Raw genomic sequence first — 24,209 nt, forward strand, 5'->3', positions numbered from 1 at the left:
TCGTGTCGCCGCATTCAGGCCAGTTCCAGGCGGTTGCGACCGGCCGCCTTGGCTTGATAGAGCGCATCATCGACGCGCTTGAAGAACGCTTCGGCACTGCCGTCGCGCAGCATGTCATAGCAACCCACACCCAGGCTGGCGGTCAGCGGCAGGGTCGCCCCCGGTACGTTGAAGCCTTCGCGCTCCAGCTCCAAGCGGAACTGCTCGGCCAGCAGGCGTGCCTGTTCCAGCGGGGTGTTGGGCATCAGGATGCCGAACTCTTCACCGCCCAGGCGTAGCAGCGCGTCGCTGTCGCGGCGAAAATTCTGCCGCATGCGTTCGGCAAAATCGCTCAGGCAACTATCGCCACAGGCATGCCCGTACTCGTCATTGATCCGCTTGAAGAAGTCGATATCCAGCAGCACCAGCGACAATGGCTGGCTCTGCCGCTGAGCGTTGGCCACCATCACCGGGAACAGGCTGTTGAACTGATAGCGGTTACCCAGCTGGGTCAGGCTGTCCGTGCGGCTAAGGTGTTCGAGGCGTTCCTGCTGGTCGAGCAGCTGCAGCTCAAGGGCCAGGGTGTTGTGGTATTCGCGGTTGCTGCGGCTCAGCACCAGCAGCAGGTAGCTCAGGTAGAAGCTCAGGGTGATCAGGATGGCGTACTGCTCGCGCCATGCCAGTGCCAGGGTCAGCAGCCCGGGCAGGTAAATCAGCAGCAACGCGAGCACTGCGCGCTTCTTGCGCATGGCGAAGTTGAAGGCCAGGGCAGTACTAAAGGCGATGGTGCTGAGGGTGGCGATGATTGCCGAACTGCTGAATAGCGGGTTTTTCTGCGCCAGGGCGTGAGCCAAACCCCAGCTCAACGCAGTGAGCAGAATCAGACTCCAGTGCAGGTTAAGCCAGCGGTTTAGCGATTCGCGGGTTTGCTCTTGGGGCAGGCGATGCAGCACGCGCAAGGCCAGCAGCAAAGCAAACATGGTAATGCCGAGTACGCCAGGCAGCACCAGTGCGCCTGGGTCATTGCTGAATATCCAGGTGAGTAGCCACGCCAGCAGGTAATAAATACCTCCCAGCGGTGAGCGGATGCGCGTGTCCTGCGCTTCGCGCCAGAGGGCGAAGGCTTGGGCTTGGCGGGGGACTTGGGCTTGAGTCATGGCCTGTGATCACAAAATAACGACTTGGTCGCAGCATAACCCGTTACTTTTGAAAAAGCTGTCAGATTGCTATCGCACTGATTTCGGCTGGCGTTGTGAGGCAGAGAGCAAGCTAGGCGGTCGTAGAACGGCCGCCTAACGCTTGATCCCTAGCGCAGAATCAGCAGCGCAGTATTGCTGGTACGCAGCAGGGTGCTGGTGGTGCTGCCGACCAGAAACTGGCGAATCCGCGAGTGGCCGTAGGCGCCCATGGCGAGCAGGTCGATGCCCTGTTCAAGTTGATAAGCGTGAAGGGTCGGCTCTACCTCACCAGCACGAATCGCCAGGTGCACTTCGCTGGCCGAGCCTTGTACTACACGTTCAGCCGCCTTGAGCTGTTCCCAGGCGTCGCTGGACTCTGCGCCGATCATCACCAAATGGCAGGGCAGACCTTTGAGTAGCGGGCTGGAGGCAATCATCTCCAGGCTCTTGCGCGCCGTAGCGCTGCCGTCATAGGCCAGCATGTAGCTTTGCGGGGCCTTGAACTCGCCGCAGCTGACCAGAATCGGCCGGTGCAGAGTACGGATGACATTTTCCAGATGGCTGCCCACCAGTTGGCTAAGGCTGTCGCTGGTCTTGCCCTGGCGGCCGATCACCAGCAGGCGGATATCGGCCTCCAGCTCGTGCAGGCAATCCACCAGATCACCATGGCGCTGGCGCAGTTGTGCGGGCTCGATGCCATCGGCCTGTACCCGCTCGCGCGCGGCTTCAAGCATCAGACGGCCTTGTTCCATGGCCAGCGTGTGGCGCTGCTGATCCAGGTTGGCCAGCTCTTCGAGCAGGTGTTCGCGACTGCCCAGACCGATAGCGCCGGACAGGTTGGCCTGGACAGGGTACTGAACCTCATCCAGTACGTGCAGCAGGGTCAGTTGCGCACTCAGGCGCTGGCTGGCCCAGGCCGCGTAATCGCACACGGCGCGGCTGGATTGCGAACCATCAATGCATGCCATTACTTGGGTCATTGTTGTTCTCCTTGTTAGAGGGGATTTAGAAACGTCGCGAGCGATGGTCAGGCAAGGCGAAATCAGCCGAAAAGCGGAGTGTACGAGTAGTACATGAGCATTTTGAGGCTGATTTCAACGAGGCACGGCTGAGCGCAGTAGTTTGCAAACCCCTCTAGTGGCCGGACAGCAGGTCAGTGGCGTTGTCCTTATCGTGCACACCGAAGCGGTCGACGATAGTGGCGCTGGCTTCATTAAGACCCAGCACTTCGACTTCGGTGCCTTCGCGGCGCAGCTTGATCACTACCTTGTCCAGCGCGGCCACGGCGGTGATGTCCCAGAAGTGTGCGCGGGACAGGTCGATGGTGATCTTGCTAACGGCTTCCTTGAAATCAAATGAAGCAACGAACTTGTCGGCGGAACTGAAGAACACCTGGCCAACTACCGTGTAAGTACGATGGCTGCCATCGCTGCAAGCGTCGGAGTTGATATAGAGGAAGTGGCCGATCTTATTGGCAAAGAACATGGCCGCCAGCAGCACGCCGACGAACACGCCGTACGCCAGGTTGTGGGTGTAGACGGTCACGGCCACGGTGGCGAGCATCACCAGGTTGGTCGACAGCGGGTAGTTTTTCAGATTACGGATCGAATCCCAGCTGAAGGTACCGATCGACACCATGATCATCACCGCCACCAGTGCGGCCATGGGGATCTGGCTGACCCAGTCGCTGAGGAACACCACCATCAGCAGCAATACGCTACCGGCGACCAGGCAGGACAGGCGGCCGCGACCACCGGATTTCACGTTGATTACCGATTGACCGATCATCGCGCAACCGGCCATGCCACCGAGCAAGCCGGAGGCGATATTGGCGACGCCCTGGCCTTTGCATTCGCGATTTTTATCGCTGTTGGTGTCGGTCAGGTCATCGATGATGGTGGCTGTCATCATCGATTCCAGCAAACCGACCACGGCCAGTGCGGCGGCGTAGGGGAAGATGATGCCCAGGGTTTCCAGGTTCAGCGGCACGTCCGGCCAGAGGAAGATCGGCAGGGTGTCCGGCAGCTCACCCATATCACCAACGGTGCGGATATCCAGGCCGAAATACATGGCCACGGCGGTCATCGACAGGATGCACACCAATGGCGAGGGGAGCAGCTGGCCGAGCTTCGGCACATAGGGGAACAGGTAGATGATGCCCAAGCCTGCGGCGCACATGGCGTAGACGTGCCAGGTGACGTTGGTCAGCTCTGGCAGTTGCGCCATAAAGATCAGAATCGCCAGGGCGTTGACGAAGCCAGTGACCACCGAGCGCGAGACGAAGCGCATCAGGCTGCCGAGCTTGAGGTAACCAGCCGCTATTTGCAGCACGCCGGTCAGCAGCGTGGCAGCCAGCAGGTATTGCAGGCCGTGCTCCTTGACCAGCGTGACCATCACCAGCGCCATGGCGCCGGTGGCCGCGCTGATCATGCCCGGGCGGCCACCGACGAAGGCGATCACCACGGCGATACAGAAGGAGGCATACAGGCCGACTTTGGGGTCGACGCCAGCGATGATCGAGAAGGCGATGGCTTCCGGGATCAGTGCCAGCGCCACCACCAGGCCAGCGAGCACATCGCCACGGATGTTAAAGAACCAGGTGTTTTTCAGGCTTTGCAGCATGGTCAATTCCAAAATCTGGGGCGCAGCGGCAGGCCAATAGGCGTAGCAGCACCGGACGGTTAGTCAGGCACAAGGCTGGTTGGCTATAAGCAGGGCGGACAAGGCGCGGGGTGTAAAAACGACGTGCACTTTAGCACAGCAGGCCAGAGCCGACGACGCGGGGCGCCAGGAGGCTAGCCGCGCCGGATCAGCCAGATGCCTGCGACGATCAGCAGCAGGCCGCCGACTTTGCCCGCTGTAATCGGCGCTTCGCGAAAGCCGGCCCAACCGAAATGGTCGAGGGTCAGGGCCATGCTCAGTTGCCCGGCGATCACCAGGGCCATAAACAGCACCGCGCCAACCTTGGGGCCGGCAAATGCCGCGGTGGCGATAAACATCACCCCCAGCAGGCCGCCGCTCCAGTGCCACCAGGTCAGGCCTTTTAACGCGCCGAGGCTGGGGAATTCACGCTGGGCGAGTACCAGGAGTAGTAATGCCAGGGTGCCGACCGCAAAAGAGACCAGCGACGCGGCCAATACACTCGACACCTGCTTGGCCAGCTGCCCATTTATCCCTGCTTGTAGCGGCAAGCAGGCGCCAGCGACAAAGGGCAGGGCAAGCAACCACCAGATCGGGGCAGGCATGGGCATCTCCACAGCGGGGTAGGGTGCAGAAGTATGCCGTATAAGCTGTCCGTCTCGTCAGCCTGGCAAGGTCAGATAGCCGCTACCCGCAGACGAAAAGGCCTGGCGTTGAGCCAGGCCTTTTCGTCTGCGGCGTGGTGCGTCAGGTGCTGCGGCTTAGGGCCACTGCATTTCGCCCTTGAGCACCTTGGCGCTCAGTTCCAGGCTGCTGGCGTCGAGCAGCTTCGGGTACTTGGCCTGCATCGCTTCGATCAGCGCCTGGCTGTTCGTGGCGTTGGGCAGTGCAGCTTGCAGATCATTGAGGTAGTTGCGGGTAAAGCGCAGGTCATCTAGGTTCAGCTTCGGCTGGCCCATAAAGTGCCCCGGCACCAGGGTTTTCGGCTGCAGCGCTTCTAACTCATCTAGGGATTTCAGCCAGCTCTGACGGGCTTGCGGCGTCTGCGCATCGGCAATCCAGGGGTGGATGTTGGCGTAGGTCAGTACACCGCCGACCACTGCCTTGATACTCGGAATCCACAGGCTGGTGTGCTTAGGGTCATGGCCGATCAGTTGCAGGGTCTGGCCTTCCAGCATCAGGTGGTCGACTTGCAGGGCTTGTGGCACCAGGGTGCGTGCTGGCGCGCTGTCCTTGAGGATCGGGCCCCAGTAGGCCAGCTTCGGTTCGCGGCTTTTTTCGATATAAGCGATGGTCTCTGGCGTGGCCAGCACCTTGGCCTTGGGGAAAGCGCGGGTCAGGGTGTCCAGGCCGAAGTAGAAGTCTGGGTCGCCGTGGCTGATAAAGATGGTAGTGAGGTTCTTACCGCTGGCTTGAATACGTTCGACCAGCTCAAAGGCTTCGCGGGTGGAGAACTGCGCATCGACCAGAATGACATCGCGCTCGCCGCTGATCAGCGTCGAGGTGACCGGAAAGATCGCCTTGTCGCCTGGGTTGTAGACATCCAGGGTCAGCGGTTGGGCAATGGCCGTGGTGGCAAGGGTAAGCAGGCTGGCGCTGGTAAGCAGGCTGCGCAAATGGTTGAGGATCGACATGCTGATCTCCTGTTGAGTAAGTGATGTGATCTTAGTTGCTTTAAATCGATCAAAAAGCCCCTTAATCTGCGCATATTTGTTGCGCTAAATGGGCTAATCATGGACCGGCTAACGGCAACCCGGGTATTTGTCGAAGTGGTGGAGCGTGGCAGCCAGACTGCTGCCGCCGAAGCGCTGGAGATATCGCGGGCAATGGTTTCGCGCTACCTCGGCGAACTGGAAACCTGGGTTGGTGCGCGCTTGCTGCACCGCACCACGCGCAAGCTGAGCCTGACCGGTGCCGGCGAGCAGTTGCTCGGCCAGTGCCGCGAGATGCTGGCCATGGCCGACGCCATGCAGAGCGTTAGCCGCACGGATGAGGCTGCGCCGCGCGGCACCTTGCGCATCGCCTGTAGCCAGTCGCTGGCCCAGGCCTGGCTGGTACATGCGCTGGATGAGTTTATTCGCCTGTATCCGCAGGTCAGTGTCGATCTGCTAGTTGGCAGCCATGCGGTCAATCTGGTGGAAGCGCGTATTGACCTGGCCCTGCGCATCACCAATCAGCTCGACCCTAATCTAATCGCCCGCCAGCTGGCGGTGTGTCGGTCGGTGGTATGCGCTACCCCCGCGTATCTGGCGCAGCACGGCACGCCGCAGCGACCCGAGGACCTCGCGCAGCACAACTGCCTGAGTTACGCCTATTTCGGCCGCAGCATCTGGGAGTTCAGCCGCGCTGGCGAGCCGCATGCCGTGGCGGTCAGCGGCAACCTCAGCGCCAATGAATCCATGGTGCTGCTGGAAGCGGTGCTGGCCGATACCGGCATCAGCCTGCAGCCGCGCTATTCGGTCAGTGCGCACCTGCGCTCCGGGATGCTGGTGCAGTTGTTGCCCGACTACAGCCGCAGCAACTGGGTATTCACGCCCTGTACGGCACGCGCCGGCAGATGCCGCCAGCGCTTAGGGCGTTGCTGGATTTCTTGATCAAGCGGCTGGCGGATGCGCCAGATTGGGATATGTAGTGCGGGTCAGAGTGCTTTGCTGAACTGAATCAGCGCCACACGTTGCCCTGCGGGATCACGTCGTTCGACCACGCCACTGAGGGCATAGCCGAGCTTGGGGTAGAGCAGCAGGCCGGCGCTGTTGGCGTTGAAGCACGACACCTGCATGCGCTTGGCGTGGTAATGCTCGCGGGCCAGCTGCTCCATCACCGCTACCAGATAATGCGCAATGCCGTGGCCACGCGCCCAGGGGGCGACCATCAGATTGCCGAGGGCGCAGTGGTCGTCGTAGTGCCATTGGTAGAAGTTGGCAAAGCCCGCCACCCGGCCATCGAGCAGCACCACGGTGCTGTCGCGGCGTTCCGCCATAGCGGCGGCCAGTTGGCCGACACTCAGTGGCCAGTCAGCCTTGGGGTAACAGAAAAACAGCTCATCGGCATTTTGTGGAAAGCCGACGATCTCGGCCAGGTCAGCCGCCGCAGCGGGGCGATGGCTGAGGTGTGGGGTCGGGCTCATGCAACATCCTTGTTAGGCAGTCGTGCATTCGGAAATGGCGGATTAATGTGGCGGGTACTGACTTAGCACTTCGGCGACCGTGCTGCGAATCGATGCTTCGCGCTCGCTGGGGCTGGGCTGACGGCTACGTAGCACCTGTTCGGCACTGCCGCGCCAGACCAGCTTGCCGTCCTTGCCGTCGAGCAGGTCGATCTGCAGGGTGCCGACCTGATAGTCCAGGGTGCGGGTTTCCACATAACTCGGGCCACCCCAGAAGCCGCCGCCCCACGGGTCGCCCCAGCCTCCGCCAAAGTGGGTGCTGACCTGCTGCTGACGGTTATCGACAATCATCCACACCTGCACTTTGAGATCGCCCGCAGTGTTCGCTGCCGCCGGGCGCAAGCCGCGTTGCTCGAGCTGCTCGCTGACCGCGCTGCGGATACGTTGGCCGGTGAGGTCGCTGTTGATGCGTGGGTCATCGGGTTTGTATTGCACGCCCGGTTCCTGCCAGCTCCAGCTGTGGTAGGCAGCAAAGTCCCGGCTGGGGTCGAAGTCGCGCTCCAGCTGCGGCGTCTGGCAGGCACTGAGGATCAACAGCAGAGGCAGTAACAGCAGTGATGCACGCATGGGTGCTCTCCTTAGTGCAGCGGTCAGCTCGGCGGGTATGCCGCCAGGGTCTGTTGTACCGCGTTGCGCAGTGCGGCGGCACGTTCACTCTGGCTGCCGCTGCTGAGGGTTTCGGCGCTGGCGCTCCAGATCGGCTGGCCATCCTGGCCATCGAACAATTCGATGCGCACCACCATGACTTCTTCGGTATAGCTGCGTACCAGCGGCGCGCTGCCCCACATGCCGTACTCATTGCCATAACGACTATGACCATACTGGCTGCCATAGTGTTCGGTGACCTGGCGCAGACGTTGTTCCAGGCGCAGCTCGGCGCTGACTTTCAGGTCGCTGTTTTTACCAGCGCGATGCGGGCGCAAGCCGCGTTGGTCGAGGGCATTACTCAACGCTTCCTGAACCTGCTCCGAGCTGGCCCAGGCGGTGCCGGCAGGCAGGCGTTGCCAGCTCCAGGTACGGTATTGGCCGTAGTCGCGTGGTTCTGCCGGGTAGGCGCTGAGGTCCAAGTGCTGGGCCGCCTGCACGGGGGCAGGCGGCAGGGGCTTACTTTCGGCGGTATAGGGGTTGTCGCTCTGGCAGCCTGCTAGGGTCGCCAATAGCAGTAGTGCGCCCAGTCTTTTCATTGAATATTCCGCCTCCTGTGAGAGGGTAATCAGCGCGGCCGACAGATCCAGTGCAGGTAGCGGCCCAGGCCGGCAAAGCTGGGGTGACGGCGGTAGGCCAGCTCCATTTCCAGCAGGTCGAGTAGTTCGGCCTTGGCCTGAAACGGCTGCGGCATGTAATCGTGAAATACCCGCACGCCACTCTGGCTTTCGACCTGCCAATTAGCCTCAAGTTGCGCCGCCAGCTCGCGTGGATCAAGCGGCATTTGCGGTGTCAGGCTCTGTTTTTCACCGGCGAACTCGGCTTTGCGCAGTTTGCGGAAGTGGCCCTTGAGTAGGTTGCGGTAGATCAGCGCATCCTTGTTGTAGAACGCCAGCGACAGCCAGCCGCCGGGTGCGCACAGTTGATGCAGCACCGGCAGGATGCTGTGCGGCTCTGCCAGCCACTCCAGTACCGCGTGACAGATCACCAGGTCATAGGGTTGGTCGAGCTGGCCGAGCAAGTCCTGCCAGGGCGCCTGGATAAAGGTGGCTTGTTGTCCTGCGGCAGCAAAGCGCTCGCGGGCGCCATTGAGCATCGGTTCTGCCGGCTCGGTCAGGGTCACCTGATGGCCGCGTTCAGCCAGCCACAGCGACATATGGCCAAGCCCCGCGCCAATATCCAACACGCGCAACGGACGCTCAGGCAGGGCTTCGGCCAGGTCGGCCTGGAGCACGGCCAGGCGAATCGCGCCCTTGGCACCGCCATAGATTTTTTCGGCGAAGCGCGTGGCCAACTCATCAAAGTGCCGATCACTCATTGCGTGTCTCCGAGAAAACGCCGCTCGTTGTCAGCCAGCTTGGCGCGTACCACTTGCTCCATGTCCAGGCCCAGCTCGCCACACAGCAGCACCAGATAGAGGATCACATCGCCGATTTCCTGGCCTGCGTGGGTCAGTTGTTCCGGGGACAGTTGCTGCGACTGGGCCTCGGTCAGCCACTGGAAGATTTCCACCAGCTCGGCCATTTCCACGCTGGCAGCCATGGCCAGGTTCTTCGGGCTGTGGAATTGCCGCCAATCGTTGCGATCACGAATGGCATGCATGCGGGTGGTCAGTTCGGCGAGGTTCATCAGCAGCTCCAGCAAAGAGGAGCATAGCTTCGGGGGTTCATCTGCACTGTGCAAGCGGCTGCCGGGCAGTTAGCGGCAGCCCCCCGCTTTATTTCAGGCGAGATTTCAATCCAGCGGTCGCCAGCTGCCACTCATATGCTGCAGCTCATCCGCGCCAAGCAAGCTGAACTGGCCGCTACTGGCCGGCTCGCTGGCCAGTAATCGCACCTCGGCCGGCAACAGCACCGGTTTCTGAAAGCGCACGCTCACTGTATAGCCAGCAGCAGGCAGGCGCGGGGCCAGTTCGGCCAGGGCGCGGCCCTTGTTCCACAGGCCGTGAGCAATCGCGCGCGGGAAGCCGAACAGCTTGGCCGTGGCGGCAAACATATGGATCGGGTTGTAGTCGCCGGCGATGCGCGCATAACGCCGGCCGATATCCGCCGGGGCGCGCCAGTGCGCCAGAGTGGTCTGTGCACGTGCGGTTTCGGCTTCGCGTTCGGCCGGCGAACCGTCCAGGCGCAAGGCGCGGCAGAGGATGCGACTGTCACCCTCCCAGAGCAGGCCGAGCTGGTCGTGCAGCTGAGTGATCAGGCTGAAGGTCGCGCCTTTGTCATGAGGCTGCAGGTCCTGCACCTGCACGCTGACGGTAAACGGCCCGAGGCCGCCGAGTGGGCGCAGCACGCGGATATGGTTTTCCAGGTGCACCAGGCCGAGCAGCGGGAAGGGGAAGCGCTTGTCGGTGAGTAGCTGCATTTGCAGGGCAAATGCCAGGATGTGGGGGTAGGGCGCAGGCAGCAGATGGTCATCGGCAAAGCCGCAAATCTGCCGATAACGCGCCAGGTGCTTGGGGTCGACTGTGACCTGACAACGCACGCCCAGCTCGGGCAGGCTGCGGCCGGTCACGCGGCGGCGCAGGGCTGCGCGCAGAAACAGGGCGGGTAAGGCAGGCGGGGCGGGCAGGTCGAGCCAGTCGATGGCCATGGGCAAACTCCTCAGAACGGAGGCAGCAGCTTAGTCGGCTAGCGCCGCTGTGCATTGGCCGCCATGCCTGGAAGCGCGTCGGGCCAGTCAATCGCTCGCATTCACGCCTTGAGCGCATGACCTAAAGCTGCCTAAGATGACCGCGCCTCGCAAACAATAAGAATTCCTCGACATGCGTGACCTGACTGACGATGTGGCGCTGATGCGCCCGGTGATCGACGCCTTGCGTGCCAGCGGTACCGACCCCGATCGCGTGCTGGCCCGCGTTGGCTTGCCGCCTGGTGGTCTGCCTGCCGGGCGCTTTCCCCATGCGGCCCAAGCCGTGTTCTGGAAAGCCGCTATCGACGAATGCGGCGAAGAGCATGTCGGCCTCTACCTGGCCCAGCATCTGCCAGCCTTCCACGGGCTGCTGTTGGAGTACCTGTTTCTTTCCAGTGAAACCTTCGGCGAAGGCCTGCGCCATGCCCTGCGTTATGTGCGCCTGCTCTCCGACACCCTGAATGCCAAGCTGGACGTACAAGGCGAGCGTGCGGTGCTGGTGCTTGGGTTGATTCCCGGTACGCCACGACACTTCCCGGAGATGCTCGCCGGTGCGGTGATCCGCTTGTTCGATGCATTGACCGAAGGCGATTTTACTCCCTATGAAGTGCAGTTTATGCATGCCGAGGGTGCGCCAGCCGAGCGCTATGCAGAAGTGTATGGCTGCCCGGCGCAACTGGGCGGCGAGCGCTACGCGCTGGTGTTCAATGCCTCGGTGCTGGACAAGACCTCACGGCATGCCGCACCGGAGCTGCTGCGCATGCACGAGTCGTTGGCACGGCGGCAGCTGGCTGAAGTCGAGCGGCTGGACCTGGTGTGTAAGGTGCGCGAATTGATCGGCGAGTTGCTGGTCGATAGTGGCGCGACTCTTGAGCAGGTCGCCGCGCGGCTGAATATGCCGGCGCGCCGCTTGCGCGAGCGGCTGGCCATGGCCGGGGTGCGTTTCAACGACCTGGTCACCGACTACCGCTGTCGTTTGGCTAAAGACCTGCTGCTCAACACTGACGAACGCATCGAAGTGATCGTCGAGCGCACCGGCTTCTCGGAGCCGAGCACGTTCTATCGCGCCTTCAAGCGCTGGGTCGGTGAAACCCCAGTGGAGTTTCGCAAGCGCGGGAAAAGCTAAGCATTGCTACCGGGCGAAATAGGTCGCCCAGAAGTAATACAGCGTCATGCCGCTGCCCACACTGATCACCAGCAGGCGCAGGAACTTGGCCGGCAAGCGCTGGCCCAGTGCGCCGCCGACATAGCCGCCCACGGTGGCCCCTACCAGCAGAATCACCAGCTCATACCAGCTGACTCGGCCAGCGATGATGAACGTCGCTGTGGCGACGCTGTAGATCACTGCGGAAATCAGGTTTTTCAGCGCGTTGGCGCGGGCCAGCGGGTGGCCTTCGATGGAGAACGCCGCCAGTTGCAGGATGCCCATGCCTGCGCCGAAGTAGCCGCCATAGATCGATACGCCGATATGCGCGCTTAGCGATAGCGGGCCGTGCGGAGGCTGTGCGGCCTCGGCGCGGCGAGCGGCGAGCCAGCGACTAAGCCAGGGGCTGGCGGCAAACAGCGCAGTGGCGACCAGCAGCAACCAGGGAATCAGCTTGGCAAATACCGCATCGCCGCCCACCAGCAACAGCAGGCCACCGAGCAGGCCACCAGCCAGCCCGGCCGCCAGCAACGGCAGCAGATAACGCCCCAGCGGCCGCAACGACTCCCGCGCTGCCCAGGCTCCGGCCAGGCTGGCTGGCCACAGCGCCACGGCATTGGTGGCGTTAGCCGTGACTGGCGGCAGGCCGGCGGCGAGCAAGGCGGGGAAGGAGAAGAACGTGCCGCCGCCGGCCAGGGCATTCATGCCGCCTGCTGCAAAGCCTGCAAGGACCAGCAACAACATATCGGACACAGGCATGGCTATCCCTCGCGCAAAAAGGCTGCAGCATACCCAGGCCGGGAATGTTCGGCCATGTCGATCAAGGTATTAGACGGGCGACTCAGCTGAGTTTGTGCAGGACATAGAGGCGCAGCATGGCCAGGCCGGGAATGAAGTCACGGTGACCGGTGATGTGAAAGCCTGCATCGGTGAACTCGCGCTCGATCTGCGCTCGCGCGTGAAGCTGGCCGTTGCGCCGGGTGAGGGGTGTTTGGCGTGCGGCTTCGAGGTTGCCATCGACCCAGACTGAAATGATCACGCAGTCGCGCGTAACCCGGTTGAATTCGCGCAGCACAAGCATCCTGCGCCGTGGGTCGTCGATTTGATGCAGGCCATACATGGAGAAAATACAGTCCACCGCATTGGCGCCCAGATCAATCGCGAACAGCGAGGTTTGCAGTGGATGCACCCTGCGGCTGAAAACCGCATGCAGCCCTGCCAGTGCTGCTGTCAGTTGCTCGGCATTGGCCTCGGCGGCAATCACTACACGGCTCTCGCTGGTGCTCAGCAGCGGCCATAAACCATCGGCCGCGCAGGGTAGGTCGAGCACCAGGCTCGGCTCGCCGGCCAGTTTCAGCGCACTGTTGATCAGCTGCCCGGTCCGCCACTGAGTCACGCGCCGGGCAATGCTGCTCAGCATGCGCCCGGCAGGCGTCTTGCCCACCTCGATGTGCGGTCGCTGCGGTGTGCTGTGCGGGTGGCTCGACATAGGGCTGTCCGGGTTATCTCGATCACGGCGACGTTATGGGTTGTCTTGTGCGGCGGTCTGGCGCGTGTTGGGTTGCGTATCGCCGACCCCCGCGGTGTTGCTCAACAGGCTTTGCGTAGCGACTTGTAAAAAGGCCTGCAGGCGCGACAGCAGATGATCTTGCAGCGCGGCGTTGTCGGTGGGCTGTATGCCTGCGTTCTCATGCAGCTTGTAGTCATACAAGCGCGGCGCGCCGTCACGGGGCTGTATCAGCAGGTTGCTGCCGGAAACCAGAGCGACGGTCTGGTCGCTGCCGGAGGGCTTGATCACGCCAATGCCCGGATCGGTCGAGTCCAGCGCCAACAGGTCACGGCCCCAGCATTGCTGCTGCACTGGGCCGCCAAGGCGGCCCATGATGGTGGGGACGATGTCCAGTTGGGTGCCGGCAATGTCATTGCGGGTGCCGAATTGTTCTTGAACCCCCGGGGCAATAACCAGCAATGGCACATGGAAGCGATACAGGTCGATGTCGCTGAGCTGCTCGGGGCTGCCAAAACCATGGTCGCCGACGATCACGAACATCGTGTCTTTGAAATAGGGGGCCTTGCGCGCCTTCTCGAAAAACTGGCCCAGGGCCCAATCCGAATAGCGCATGGCCGTGAGGTGTTCGTCGTTGGAGCCGAAACCGCTGACCGGCTCTACCGGCAGTGGGTCGGGCAGGGCGTAAGGCGTGTGGTTGGACAGGGTTTGCAGCAGGGCATAAAACGGCCGCTGGCGATCGAGTTTGCGCAGCTCCTGGTCGGCGCGGTCAAACATATCCTGGTCGGAAACGCCCCAGGTCGGGTCGGAAAACACCGGGTCGACATAGTCGTTGCGGCCAATGAAGTGGCTCATGCCCTGGTTGCCGAAGAAGCCCTTCTGGTTATCCCAGCCAAAGTCGCCGTTATACACATAGAGGTCGTCAAAGCCGCGATCACCCAGCAACTGCGGCAGCCCCGAGAAATCATGTGAGCCTTCCGGGCTTTGCATCAAATACTCGAAGCCGGGCAGGTTGGGGAAGCAGGCCATGGTGGCAAACATGCCTTGATGGGTGTGGGTGCCGTTAGAGAAATAACGGGTAAACAGCAGCCCTTCTTTAGTCAGACGGTCGAAGTTGGGGGTGATGTCGCCGCCCGCACCGAGCGCGCCGACATAATGCCCGGCGAAGCTTTCCATCAGGATTACCACCACATTGCGTACCGGCAACTGCAGGTGTGGTTTTGGTGTGCTGATTCTGCGGATCGCCGCCTCGCCGCTGTCGATCAGCAGATCCTGCGGGGTCAGCAGCATCTGCCGTACCAGGGCTTGCGCTTCGGCGCCGGGCAGACGGGCTTTCCATTGGTTGTCGCGGTGGTCAGACCAGCGCGCTTTGCCGGCATCGATCAGCGTCAGGGTGCCGTTGAGCCCCAGTTGGTTGGCAAATACCGACTCAGTGGTGCTGGCGTCGCCCCAGCGCAGTGGCGGGCCCTGGCGCAGGGTGCCGCGTACTGCGAGTACGGCGAGGAACAGGCAGAGGGTGAGTACGCTGATGCGCCAATACCAGCGCTCGCCTGCCGCTGCGCTGAGACGCGGGTCTGCCGGCGGGGCCAGGCGATGGATGGCTTGCAGGGCTTTGAACAGCAGCCAGCTGGCCAGTGCCCAGGCGACCAGGTAGCGAGCGACCGGAAAGCCATGCCAGAGCATGCTCATGACGGTGGCAGGGTCTTCGCCGAGGTATTGAAACACCAGCGCGTTGAGGCGCTGGTGAAATTCGCGGTAGAAGTCCAGTTCCAGCACGCCGAGGAACAGGGTGAGGCTGGCCACCACGCTGAGCCAGGTCAGCTGCCAGGTGCGCGCCGCCATCAAGCGCCGGCTGCCGATCACCAGAATCAGCGGGGCGAGGGCAAAAGCGACCAAGCGCAGATCAAAGCGTAGACCGTTGCCGAAGGCTTCCAGCAGGTCGTTGGTCGTGGTTTCGCCAATCAGCTCATGGTTATAAACCAGTAACGCCATGCGCAGCAGGCTGTACAGCACGATTAACAGGACACCGCTTAGGGCCGTGAACAGCAGGTGTTGACGCAAGCCGTTGCGGCCTGAGGCAGAGCGAGTAGACGTGGCGGGCATCAATCAGTTTCCTGTGGGTCGCGTTGCAGGCTCAGCACGCGGTTGCGGCCTTGCTCGGCCAATAGATAGTGGCCAGGGCGCGTTTCGATCAGGGTTTGTGCCGAGCGCAGGTGTGACAACACGGTATGCAACCGGCCGTCCGGGGCCAGCCGCAACAGGCGGGCCATGTGTGTGGCATCTTCGGTGATCCACAAGCCCTGGTTGTTGCACAGCAGAAAGCCGGGTTGGTTAAGGCCCGTCAGCACCACGCTGTCATGACCTTCTGCGTGTACCTGAGAAACCGTGCCGCTACTCTTCTCGCTATAGAACAGGCGGCCGTCGGGGCAGGCGGTAATGGCTTCGGCTTGATCCAGGCCGGTGCGCAGTACCACGGTAGTGTCGTTGCTGGGGTCGTAGCGCAACAGGCGGCCATCGCCATGACGGTCTTCGATGGCATAGAGGTAGCGACCATCATTGGCCAGGCCCTCAACATTGCTTCCGGCAAATAGCTCGACGGTGCGCTGCGGTGTCCGCCAGAGCACAGCCTCATCGCCTTGCTCCTGGCTGAACACCACGCCACCGCGGAAGCTGACCATGCCATCTGGCTTGGACAGGCCAGCTTCTACCGGCTCAAGGCTGCCGTCGGCGCTGTAACGCAGAATTCGTCCCTCACCACTTTGCAGTTCCTCGCTGAGCAGGAGGCCGCCTTCGGCATCCAGAGCAATGGCGCTGACTTTCTCGATATCGTTGAGCAGAACCTCATAGCGCCAGCCCGTTTCGGCCACCACAGGGTACAGGTGACGCCAGCCCATGTAGCTGAATGTCGCGAGCAGCGCGACCATCAGTACTTGCGCGACCCGTAGCCAGCCGAGTTTGCCGCGAAGGTTGAGGCCATGCAGCACGCCAGCGTGAGTCGGCAGCGGCTTGTCGAGTAATGAAGAGGGCAGCATGGGCAATATCCATCGGTAGACAGTGCCCGCATCCTAGAAGGTAGGCATTCAATTCCATGTCAAAAGAATGTGAAAAATTCGTGAGTTCTACGCTGCTCACACGTGACTGGGGCGTATCCGCAGGCGGCGGGCTGAGCGCAGAGGCGCGGCACTGATCACTCAACAGTTTTTTCACATCCGCCCGACAGGCATTTCACATCTGCCTGAGTAGATTTGCGGCAGTCTCGTTATCTACCCAGGTGCTTTGTGCGCGAATCAATTCTTAAGCGTGTGGCCGTCAGCCGTAACGTGCTGACCATGCTGGTTGCCTTGTGGCTGATGCTGACCATGAACCTGCCGTTCTGGCATAGCGTCTGGCAGGGCGTGGGCGGCATGAGCAACGACAGCCCGCTGTTCCTGCTGAGCCTGCCGCTGTTTGTCTGGATCTGGCTGTACGTACTGCTCAGCATGCTGGCCTGGGGGCGGCTGACCAAACCGGTGCTGGCCCTGCTGGTGCTAGTGTCGGCCGGAGCCAGCTATTTTATGAACAGTTACGGCATCGTCATCGACTACAACATGCTTACCAACATGCTGCAGACCGATGTGGCAGAAGCCACGGAGCTGTTCAATGGTCGCCTGCTGCTTTGGCTTTTGTTGTTGGGCGTGCTGCCTGCGCTGTTGATCAGTCGTATGCCGACTCGCCCATTAGCGTGGCAGCGAGAACTGGCCGGCAAGCTGGGAAGTATGGCCGTGCTGTTGGGGGTGTTTGCCGTGCTGGTGATGAGCCAATTCCAGCCGTATGCCTCACTGATTCGCAACCACCGCGAAGTGCGCCTGATGCTGGTGCCGTCGAATGTGGTCGGGGCCGTGCATGGCTACCTCAAGCGCGAGCTGGCTGCACCGGTCACGCTGGAAGTGGTTGGCGCCGACGCACATCGCATCAGTGCGGTAGGCGTAACCCATCGGCCGCGGGTAACTGTAGTGGTGGTGGGCGAAACGGCGCGTGCGGCGAACTTCTCGCTCAACGGTTATGCGCGCCCGACTAACCCAGAGTTGGCTGAGCGCGATGTGATCAACTACCCGCAAGCGTCCTCCTGCGGCACCGCCACGGCGGTTTCGGTGCCCTGCATGTTTCAAGACGTCGGCCGGGCGGATTACAAGGAGTCGATGGCCGGCAATCGCGAAGGCATGCTCGACGTATTGCAGCGTGCCGGTGTTGGCGTGCTTTGGCGCGATAATAACTCCGGCTGTAAAGGTGCCTGTGATCGGGTGCCCAGTGAGGATGTCTCGCACCTCAAACTTGCCGAGTTCTGCGCCGATGGCGAGTGCCACGACGAGGCGCTGCTGCACAATTTGCAGACGTATCTGGACGGCCTGACCCGTGACACCGTGGTGGTGCTGCACATGAAGGGCAGCCACGGCCCAGCCTATTACAAACGCTACCCTGCGGCGTTTGAGCGCTTTACCCCGGTGTGCAAAAACGTGCAACTCGATCGCTGCGACACCGCCAGCATCGTCAATGCTTACGACAACAGCCTGCTCTACACCGACCATGTGCTGGCCGCCACCATCGACCTGCTGCACAACAATGCAGCGAGGTTAGACACGGCCATGCTCTATATGTCGGACCACGGCGAGTCCCTCGGTGAGCTCGGCATGTACCTGCATGGCGTGCCCTACGCCATGGCCCCAAGTGAACAGACCCATGTGCCGATGGTGCTGTGGTTCTCCGACGGCATGCAGCGCAGCAGTGGCATCTCAGCCGATTGCCTGCGCCAGCAGGCGGGCCAGCCGGTGTCGCAAGACAACCTGTTCCACTCGGTAATCGGCCTGATGGGTGTACGCACCTCGGTCTATCAGCCGCAGCTGGATATCTTTCGCGGTTGTATGCCCGCCACGGTTGCGGTGCATCTTGGCGATACCCAGCTGAGCGTTGATTAACGTCGCCTCCGGCCGGTCTTTGGCGCTTGACGCCAAGGCTGTCGCCGCACCGAATCAAGTGTCGGCAGTTGTGCGGGTGCCTAGTCGACCAAAACGCTACCCGCCGTGATGGTCGAGACTGTGTTTGATTGCGGATAAATCCGCGCCTTTTGCCGGGCCTCCCAGAGGCATTTAGCACGGCTGGCAACATTCCGTTTTGAGATGGGCTAAATCGTAGGCAATAAAAAAGCCGGCTTGTGGCCGGCTTTTAGGGGGTGGGCGCGACTTATTTTTGGTAAGCAGCGACCGCCTTCATAATCAGACCACGGGCTTCTTCAGCGCCGCCCCAGCCTTCAACCTTGACCCATTTGCCTTTTTCCAGATCTTTGTAGTTCTCGAAGAAGTGCTTGATCTGCTCGATCAGCAGGGGTGGCAGGTCGGTGTATTCCTGTACGTCTTTGTACAGCACGGTCAATTTGTCGTGCGGTACGGCAACCAGCTTGGCGTCGCCGCCAGCTTCGTCGCTCATGTGCAGTACACCAACCGGACGGGCGCGGATAACTGAGCCTGGCGCGACTGGGTATGGGGTCACAACCAGCACGTCGAGGGGGTCACCGTCGTCAGCCAGGGTGTGCGGGATAAAACCGTAGTTGGCCGGGTAGAACATCGGGGTGGCCATGAAGCGGTCGACCATCAGGCAATCGATATCGTGATCGATCTCGTATTTGATCGGCGCGTGGTTGGCCGGGATCTCGATGGCGACATAGATGTCGTTTGGCAGGTCTTTGCCAGCAGGGATCTTGCTGTAGCTCATGGGGCGACTCCCGAGGGGTGGGCCAAAAAAGTGGCGCGATTATAGGCATATTCCCCAGGGGTTGCTACGCCGGGATGCCTAGCCATTGGTCGCGAACCCGCTGTCTTCAGTTCTGACCTGATAGTCCGGGTTACTGGCCTGCAACTGCTGCAGGCGCGCCAGCGGGTCCTGGCGGTAGAACAGCGCCAGCTGCGCGTACACCGCCGGGAAGGCCTCGGTGAGCAGGTCTGGGGCGCTGAAAAAGTATTCGCTGGTAACGGCGAAGAACTTCGCCGGGTTTTCCGCTGCATAAGGGTCGATGGCGGTTTCGCCCTCGGGGTCGGCATCCAGCTCGGCGTTTAGCTGATCGAAGGCGCTTTGCATGGCCTTGGCCCAATCCTGCACAGCCATATTGCTGTGCAGGATTGGGCCAAGGCCGTTGGCGTCGCCATTGAGCATGTCCAGCTTGTGCGCCAACTCGTGGATCACCAGGTTGTAGCCATGCCACTGGCCGCTGGTCTGCACGCCGGGCCAGGCGAGGATTACCGGACCTTGTTGCCAGGCTTCGCCGCTGTGTGCGGCGTCCCATTCGTGCACCACACCGCTGGCGTCGCGGTGGCGCTGCGGGCTGATGAAGTCATCCGGGTAGAGGACGATTTCATGAAAGCCCTGATACCAGTTGAGGTCGGCCAGGTGCAGCAGCGGCAGTTCGGCCTGCACCGCCAGCAACAGGCGTGCATGGCCGTCCAGTTCGACGCCGGGCAGGGCGCTGAGGTGTTTGTGGTGCAAAAACAGCACGGCGCGTTCGCGCAGGCGCTGCTGTTCGGCGTCGTCCAAACCATCGAGGATCGGCAGCTGTTGCAGCACAGCCTGCCATTGCGCGCTGCTGATGGGGTGACGGGCAAGGATGCGCTGGCGACGCCAGGCGCGGAGCGACCACATGGATTCTGCTCGGAAGGTGGAAAGCGCCCACCATAAGCCGGGGGACAATGCTGGGCAAGTCGGCACAAAGGCTGCAATGGCATGCTTATCCGCGACCTGGGAGGGCTGCCAATGTCGATCGAACGCCTGCATCATCCCACCGTCAAACTGCTCTGCGGCCATGGTGTCGACCTGCCCAGCCAGGCCGCACGGGCCCGCGCGACCTGGCTGCCGGGGCGCGAGGGGCGGCCTCCGGTGTTATTGGTGGCGCTGCTCTGGGCGCGTGACTGCACTGATGTAGTGCGCACTTTGGAGGCGTATCTGGATGGCCTGCTGGCCGATTGCTGTTGTACGCCCGGTGGCTGGAGTGAAGCCCAGGCGGCGCGGCAGGTGCTGGCGGCGTTCAATCAGCAGTTGTTTCGCCAGCGCCAGGCCGGACGCAGCGTCGCTCAATTAAATGCCGGTTTGTTGCTGGTGCAGAACGGCGAGGCGCACTTTCTCCAGGCCGGGGCCATTGGTTTGCGGCGTTATCACGGCGACACGGCAACCAGCCTGATTGGCCGTGATGGCTTGCAACTGGGTGCGCAGCCCGAGCTGGCGCTGGTGCAGCATCGGCTGGCCCTCAGCCCTGGCGAGCTATTGCTGTTGGCGCCCCAGCCGCTGCTGGATGTGGCGGATTTACAGGGTTTTCGCGGTGCGGGAGAGGCCCTGCAAAGCGACCCACTGCCGGAGCTGCTTGCGCCGTTACTCCAGGCCCCCGGTGCCGCGGTGCTATTGCTGCCGGACGAAGCCGATAGCGCGCCTGCGCTGGCCCCGCGCAAGCCCTGGCGGGCGGTAGTCAAGCCGCAACCTGGCCTGCAACTGGATGGCTGGGTATTGCTCTCGGCTTGTCCTTACGGCCCGCCTGGGCGGGTGTTTCGCGCCACTGATCCACGTGGGCGTGAGGCGATGCTGTGGTTGGCCGAGCAGGATGCGGATGAAGCCTTCTGGCAGCGCGAGTGGGCGTTGCGGCGCAGCCCGGTGGCCAGCCTGGCGCAGGTGATGTCTTCACATCAGCCGCGCGAGCATGCCTTCTGGTTGTTCGAACCGGCGGGCAAGGGTATGCGCAGCCTGATTGACTGGGTGGCGGCTCATGGCCCGGTGGATGCTTTGACGGTGCTGGCCGTGCTCGAGCAATTGATTGCCGCCGTGCGCGGTCTGCAGCGGCGTGGCATGCAGGGGTTGTGGCTGGCACCGCGCAATATTCTGCTGGATGGCGGCGGCCGACTGCTGTTGCTACCCGAGCATGCCGCGCTGTTGCCTGGAGTGGCGCAGCAGGCATTGCCCGAACAGGCCGTGCCACTGGCCCCTGAGGTGCGTGCCGGGCAGGCCGTGGATGGTCGCGCCGACCAGTTTGCCCTGGCGGCGCTGGCCTACTGGCTGTTCTGCGGGCGCTGGCCTGAGGCGGCGCAGGCAGATGCCGGCTACAACAGCCGCTACGTGCCGCTGGCGCAGTTCAGTGTGCAGGTGCCGGTTGGTTGGGATGGCGTACTGGCGCGGGCCTTGGCGCCCAGGCCGGAAGCGCGCTTTGAGGCATTATCGGAGTTTCAGCATGCCCTGCAGCAACCCTTGCTGCATCAGCCGGCGCCTGCGCGGCGGGCACGACACTATCGGCAGAGCTGGCACCTGGCGGTGCTTGCCCTGTTGATTCTGCAATTGGGGGTGGGCCTGTGGCTGAGCCTGGAAGGCTGAAATAACTGAGCCAGCGGAGCGTTGTGCGTCGCTGGCTCAGGTAAAGGCTTACGGTGCGGTAAAGTCTTCGGTGATTGGCAGGACAAAGCTTTTGAATTCGGTGTCTTCCTTGAAACCGATGGATTCGTAGAGCTTGTGCGCGACCTCGTTATCGACGCTGGAGGCTACGCGCAGGCGCACGGCGTTGGTTTCTTTGGCCATCTGCTTGGCGGTCTGGATCAGGCGGTCGGCCACCAGCTGGCGGCGTGCATCCTGGCAAACATAGATGTCGTTGAGAATCCACACGCGCTTGAGCGACAGCGAGGAGAAGCTCGAATAGAGCTGGCAGAAGCCGAGAATCTTCTCTTCATCGTCGGCCATGGCCAGGTAGATCACCGATTCCTTGCGGCTGATGCGCTTTTCCAGAAAGGTGCGCGAGGAGTCAGGGTAGGGCAGCTGGCCGAAGTGTTCGCGGTAATTAACGAACAGTGGCGTGAGTTGATCCAGATGCTCCAGGGTCGCTTGGACAATGCGCATGGTGAGCCTCTACTTCAGTCATGTGGATGGCTTTGGCAACACAGCAGCGCTGCCTGCGAACGACCCGATGCTGCCTAAAGCTTTTGGAAAGTGCAATCCAAACAAGCGTTTGGTTGTAAGCCATTGGTATTAAAGCTTACCCAGCAGGAAATTCTCGCTTCGCGCCCCGCTGTCTAGAAGCGGTACTTCAGCTTCATCTTTGAGGTTAACCCCTGACAGCTGGCGCCGGCACGCCTCGCGCATCAGGTATAGCAAGCGGTGGCAGGCCATGGCATAGCTCAGGCCTTCGAGGCGGACGTTGGAGATGCAGTTGCGGTAGGCATCGGTCAGGCCGACTTTCGGCGCGTAGGTGAAGTACAGGCCCAGGCTGTCCGGCGAGCTAAGGCCCGGGCGCTCGCCGATCAGGATCACCACCATCTTTGCCCCCAGCAGCTCAGCCACTTCATCGGCTACGGCTACCCGGCCCTGGGTAACCATGACGACAGGCGCCAGGCTCCAGTTTTCGGCCTGTGCCTGTTCGCTTATGCGTTCCAGCATGGGCAGCGCATGCCGGTGGACGGCCAGGGCGGAGAGGCCGTCGGCAACGACAATGGCCAGGTCGTAACCGTCCGGGTTGTTCTCACGATGTTGGCCCAGTAGCTCGGCGGATTCGTGGCTTAAGCGCCGACCCAGGTCCGGGCGTTGCAGGTAGGTGTCGCGGTCCTTGGCGGCGCTGTGCAGCAGCAGGCTCTGCCGATGTTGGTGGGCCAGGCCTGCGGCTAATGCGCCGTGATCGAACGGCAGGTGCACGGCATCGCGGGCCTGGGCGTGGGCAAACTGGAAATCCAGCTGCGCGCGGGTCGGCATGCTGGTGCCGGCGCGACCCAGGGCGATACGCGCTGGGGTCAGGTTGCGCAGTTGCTGCCAGGGATTTTCGCTGGCGCCGCTGAGTGGGCTGTCATCGTACATAAGCGACTCCTCTGCTAACCAAGCTGCGCCAGCGCCTGACGGAACGCCGGCGGCAGGCTGTTGCCCATGCGCGGCCGGCCATCGGCTTGAGTGAAGATACCCATGCGCTGCAGCCAGGCTTCGAACTCGGGGGCCGGCTTCAGCCCCAGGCTCTGCCGAGCATACAGCGCGTCGTGGAAGGAGGTGGTCTGGTAATTGAGCATGACGTCATCGGAGCCGGGGATACCCATGATGAAGTTGATACCGGCCACGCCGAGCAAGGTCAGCAGCACGTCCATGTCGTCCTGATCGGCTTCTGCGTGGTTGGTGTAGCAGATGTCGCAGCCCATCGGCAGGCCCAGCAGCTTGCCGCAGAAGTGGTCTTCCAGGCCGGCGCGGATGATCTGCTTGCCGTTATACAGGTACTCCGGGCCGATAAAACCGACCACGGTATTCACCAGAAACGGCTTGAAATGCCGAGCCACTGCATAGGCGCGGGTTTCGCAGGTTTGCTGGTCGAGGCCATGGTGTGCGCCGGCCGATAGCGCACTGCCTTGGCCGGTTTCAAAGTACATCAGGTTGTCGCCGAGGGTGCCGCGTTTGAGGCTCAGGCCGGCGTCGTAGCCTTCCTGCAGAATCTTCAGGCTGACGCCGAAGCTGGCGTTGGCCGGCTCGGTGCCGGCAATCGACTGAAACACCAGGTCCAGCGGCACGCCACGGTTGATCGCCTCGATCGAGGTGGTGACGTGGGTTAGCACGCAGGCTTGGGTGGGGATTTCATAACGCTGGATGATGCCGTCGAGCATCTTCAGCATTTCGCAGATCGAACTGATGCTGTCGGTGGCCGGGTTGATGCCGATCATTGCGTCGCCATTGCCGTACAGCAGGCCGTCGAGAATGCTCGCGGCGATACCCGAAGGCTCGTCCGTTGGGTGGTTGGGCTGCAGGCGGGTGGACATGCGCCCGCGCAGGCCCACAGTGTTGCGAAAGCGGCTGACCACGCGAATTTTCTGCGCCACTAGGACAAGGTCCTGCACACGCATGATCTTCGACACGGCAGCGGCCATTTCCGGCGTCAGGCCGGGGGCGAGGGCGCGCAGGCTGGTTTCATCTGCGGCATCGCCGAGTAGCCAGTCACGAAAACCACCAACGGTCAGGTGGCTGACGGGGGCGAAGGCGGCGAGGTCATGGCTGTCGATAATCAGCCGCGTGACCTCATCGTCTTCATAGGGAATCAGTGCTTCATCGAGAAAATGCTTGAGCGGAATATCGGCCAGGGCCATCTGTGCCGCGACCCGTTCGCCGGCATTGCTCGCGGCAACCCCCGCTAGAAAATCGCCGGAACGTGCGGGGCTGGCTTTGGCCATGAGATCCCCGAGGCTGTCGAACCAAAAGGTTTCGCCGCCAACGGAATGGGAAAAACGAGCCATGAATAAGGTGCTCCTGAAATTACCGCTTGATCACTACCGGGCAAACCGCACCAGGCTTTCGCATGGAGCGGTC

The 24,209-nt window shown here is 62.0% G+C and carries 23 protein-coding genes and 1 pseudogene; 4 read left to right on the forward strand and 20 right to left on the reverse strand.

The features are described from left to right. Nucleotides 1-14: 14 nt before the first annotated feature. From ACIGEK_RS18350 to ACIGEK_RS18370, 5 genes are all read right to left on the reverse strand, one after another. Entirely contained in the window at nucleotides 15-1,136 is a 1,122-nt protein-coding gene (locus ACIGEK_RS18350) for a GGDEF domain-containing protein (protein WP_397494693.1), read from the reverse strand. Nucleotides 1,137-1,285: 149 nt separating this feature from the next. Then, complete coding sequence (locus tag ACIGEK_RS18355; protein WP_397494694.1) at nucleotides 1,286-2,137, reverse strand: universal stress protein; 852 nt, start codon at nucleotides 2,135-2,137, stop codon at nucleotides 1,286-1,288. A 154-nt stretch (nucleotides 2,138-2,291) separates the two neighbouring features. Beyond that, nucleotides 2,292-3,779: a SulP family inorganic anion transporter gene (locus ACIGEK_RS18360; RefSeq protein WP_397494695.1), complete on the reverse strand. Its 1,488-nt coding sequence runs from the start codon at nucleotides 3,777-3,779 to the stop codon at nucleotides 2,292-2,294. A gap of 173 nt (nucleotides 3,780-3,952) precedes the next feature. Continuing rightward, complete coding sequence (locus ACIGEK_RS18365) at nucleotides 3,953-4,402, reverse strand: DMT family transporter (protein ID WP_397494696.1); 450 nt, start codon at nucleotides 4,400-4,402, stop codon at nucleotides 3,953-3,955. Between the two features lie 156 nt (nucleotides 4,403-4,558). After that, nucleotides 4,559-5,431: an MBL fold metallo-hydrolase gene (locus ACIGEK_RS18370; protein WP_397494697.1), complete on the reverse strand. Its 873-nt coding sequence runs from the start codon at nucleotides 5,429-5,431 to the stop codon at nucleotides 4,559-4,561. 99 nt (nucleotides 5,432-5,530) lie between these two features. Here ACIGEK_RS18370 and ACIGEK_RS18375 point away from each other — a divergent pair. After that, nucleotides 5,531-6,429: pseudogene (locus ACIGEK_RS18375) on the forward strand (LysR family transcriptional regulator). Between the two features lie 6 nt (nucleotides 6,430-6,435). On the opposite strand, the gene ACIGEK_RS18380 reads toward ACIGEK_RS18375, so the two are convergent. From ACIGEK_RS18380 to ACIGEK_RS18405, 6 genes are all read right to left on the reverse strand, one after another. Then, entirely contained in the window at nucleotides 6,436-6,924 is a 489-nt protein-coding gene (locus ACIGEK_RS18380) for a GNAT family N-acetyltransferase (protein ID WP_397494698.1), read from the reverse strand. Nucleotides 6,925-6,966: 42 nt separating this feature from the next. Continuing rightward, nucleotides 6,967-7,530 carry a DUF4136 domain-containing protein gene (locus ACIGEK_RS18385; RefSeq protein WP_397494699.1) on the reverse strand — a complete coding sequence of 188 codons (564 nt, stop codon included), beginning with the start codon at nucleotides 7,528-7,530 and terminating at the stop codon, nucleotides 6,967-6,969. Nucleotides 7,531-7,553: 23 nt separating this feature from the next. Then, nucleotides 7,554-8,147, reverse strand: coding sequence for a DUF4136 domain-containing protein (locus ACIGEK_RS18390; RefSeq protein WP_397494700.1), 594 nt, complete (start codon nucleotides 8,145-8,147; stop codon nucleotides 7,554-7,556). A 29-nt stretch (nucleotides 8,148-8,176) separates the two neighbouring features. Then, nucleotides 8,177-8,926: a methyltransferase gene (locus ACIGEK_RS18395; protein ID WP_397494701.1), complete on the reverse strand. Its 750-nt coding sequence runs from the start codon at nucleotides 8,924-8,926 to the stop codon at nucleotides 8,177-8,179. Then, a complete protein-coding gene (locus tag ACIGEK_RS18400) occupies nucleotides 8,923-9,237 on the reverse strand; it encodes a nucleotide pyrophosphohydrolase (RefSeq protein ID WP_397494702.1) in 315 nt (104 codons plus the stop codon). Before ACIGEK_RS18400 ends, ACIGEK_RS18395 begins: the two co-directional genes overlap by 4 nt. 105 nt (nucleotides 9,238-9,342) lie before the next feature. Continuing rightward, a complete protein-coding gene (locus ACIGEK_RS18405) occupies nucleotides 9,343-10,197 on the reverse strand; it encodes a MaoC/PaaZ C-terminal domain-containing protein (RefSeq protein ID WP_397494703.1) in 855 nt (284 codons plus the stop codon). 172 nt (nucleotides 10,198-10,369) lie between these two features. Here ACIGEK_RS18405 and ACIGEK_RS18410 point away from each other — a divergent pair, with 172 nt between their 5' ends. Beyond that, entirely contained in the window at nucleotides 10,370-11,362 is a 993-nt protein-coding gene (locus tag ACIGEK_RS18410) for an AraC family transcriptional regulator (RefSeq protein WP_397494704.1), read from the forward strand. Between the two features lie 6 nt (nucleotides 11,363-11,368). On the opposite strand, the gene ACIGEK_RS18415 is transcribed toward ACIGEK_RS18410, so the two are convergent. From ACIGEK_RS18415 to ACIGEK_RS18430, 4 genes are all read right to left on the reverse strand, one after another. Beyond that, entirely contained in the window at nucleotides 11,369-12,139 is a 771-nt protein-coding gene (locus ACIGEK_RS18415; RefSeq protein WP_397494705.1) for a sulfite exporter TauE/SafE family protein, read from the reverse strand. An 82-nt stretch (nucleotides 12,140-12,221) separates the two neighbouring features. Next, nucleotides 12,222-12,869: an SAM-dependent methyltransferase gene (locus ACIGEK_RS18420; protein ID WP_397494706.1), complete on the reverse strand. Its 648-nt coding sequence runs from the start codon at nucleotides 12,867-12,869 to the stop codon at nucleotides 12,222-12,224. 33 nt (nucleotides 12,870-12,902) lie between these two features. Further along, nucleotides 12,903-14,990 (reverse strand): LTA synthase family protein, encoded by a 2,088-nt coding sequence (locus ACIGEK_RS18425; RefSeq protein ID WP_397494707.1) that lies wholly within the window; start codon nucleotides 14,988-14,990, stop codon nucleotides 12,903-12,905. Continuing rightward, nucleotides 14,990-15,919, reverse strand: coding sequence for a hypothetical protein (locus tag ACIGEK_RS18430; RefSeq protein WP_397494708.1), 930 nt, complete (start codon nucleotides 15,917-15,919; stop codon nucleotides 14,990-14,992). Before ACIGEK_RS18430 ends, ACIGEK_RS18425 begins: the two co-directional genes overlap by 1 nt. A 246-nt stretch (nucleotides 15,920-16,165) precedes the next feature. On the opposite strand from ACIGEK_RS18430, the gene ACIGEK_RS18435 reads away from it, so the two are divergent. Next, nucleotides 16,166-17,839 (forward strand): phosphoethanolamine transferase, encoded by a 1,674-nt coding sequence (locus ACIGEK_RS18435; protein ID WP_397494709.1) that lies wholly within the window; start codon nucleotides 16,166-16,168, stop codon nucleotides 17,837-17,839. A gap of 265 nt (nucleotides 17,840-18,104) precedes the next feature. On the opposite strand, the gene ppa is transcribed toward ACIGEK_RS18435, so the two are convergent. Then, nucleotides 18,105-18,632 (reverse strand): inorganic diphosphatase, encoded by a 528-nt coding sequence (gene ppa, locus ACIGEK_RS18440; protein WP_298184234.1) that lies wholly within the window; start codon nucleotides 18,630-18,632, stop codon nucleotides 18,105-18,107. A 78-nt stretch (nucleotides 18,633-18,710) separates the two neighbouring features. Next, entirely contained in the window at nucleotides 18,711-19,553 is an 843-nt protein-coding gene (locus ACIGEK_RS18445; protein ID WP_397494710.1) for a zinc-dependent peptidase, read from the reverse strand. 111 nt (nucleotides 19,554-19,664) lie between these two features. Here ACIGEK_RS18445 and ACIGEK_RS18450 point away from each other — a divergent pair, with 111 nt between their 5' ends. Further along, entirely contained in the window at nucleotides 19,665-21,263 is a 1,599-nt protein-coding gene (locus ACIGEK_RS18450) for a protein kinase (RefSeq protein WP_397494711.1), read from the forward strand. 48 nt (nucleotides 21,264-21,311) lie between these two features. On the opposite strand, the gene ACIGEK_RS18455 is transcribed toward ACIGEK_RS18450, so the two are convergent. The 3 genes from ACIGEK_RS18455 to ACIGEK_RS18465 all read right to left on the reverse strand — a co-directional run bounded on the left by ACIGEK_RS18455 (nucleotide 21,312) and on the right by ACIGEK_RS18465 (nucleotide 24,136). Next, nucleotides 21,312-21,779 carry a GNAT family N-acetyltransferase gene (locus ACIGEK_RS18455; RefSeq protein ID WP_397494712.1) on the reverse strand — a complete coding sequence of 156 codons (468 nt, stop codon included), beginning with the start codon at nucleotides 21,777-21,779 and terminating at the stop codon, nucleotides 21,312-21,314. 129 nt (nucleotides 21,780-21,908) lie between these two features. Further along, entirely contained in the window at nucleotides 21,909-22,727 is an 819-nt protein-coding gene (eutC, locus tag ACIGEK_RS18460) for an ethanolamine ammonia-lyase subunit EutC (protein WP_397494713.1), read from the reverse strand. Nucleotides 22,728-22,741: 14 nt separating this feature from the next. Further along, on the reverse strand, nucleotides 22,742-24,136 hold the full coding sequence (locus ACIGEK_RS18465) for an ethanolamine ammonia-lyase subunit EutB (RefSeq protein ID WP_397494714.1): 1,395 nt from the start codon (nucleotides 24,134-24,136) through the stop codon (nucleotides 22,742-22,744). Nucleotides 24,137-24,209: the final 73 nt, after the last annotated feature.

It is taken from the genome of Pseudomonas sp. NPDC079086 (genome assembly GCF_044542155.1).
GTDB lineage: Bacteria > Pseudomonadota > Gammaproteobacteria > Pseudomonadales > Pseudomonadaceae > Aquipseudomonas.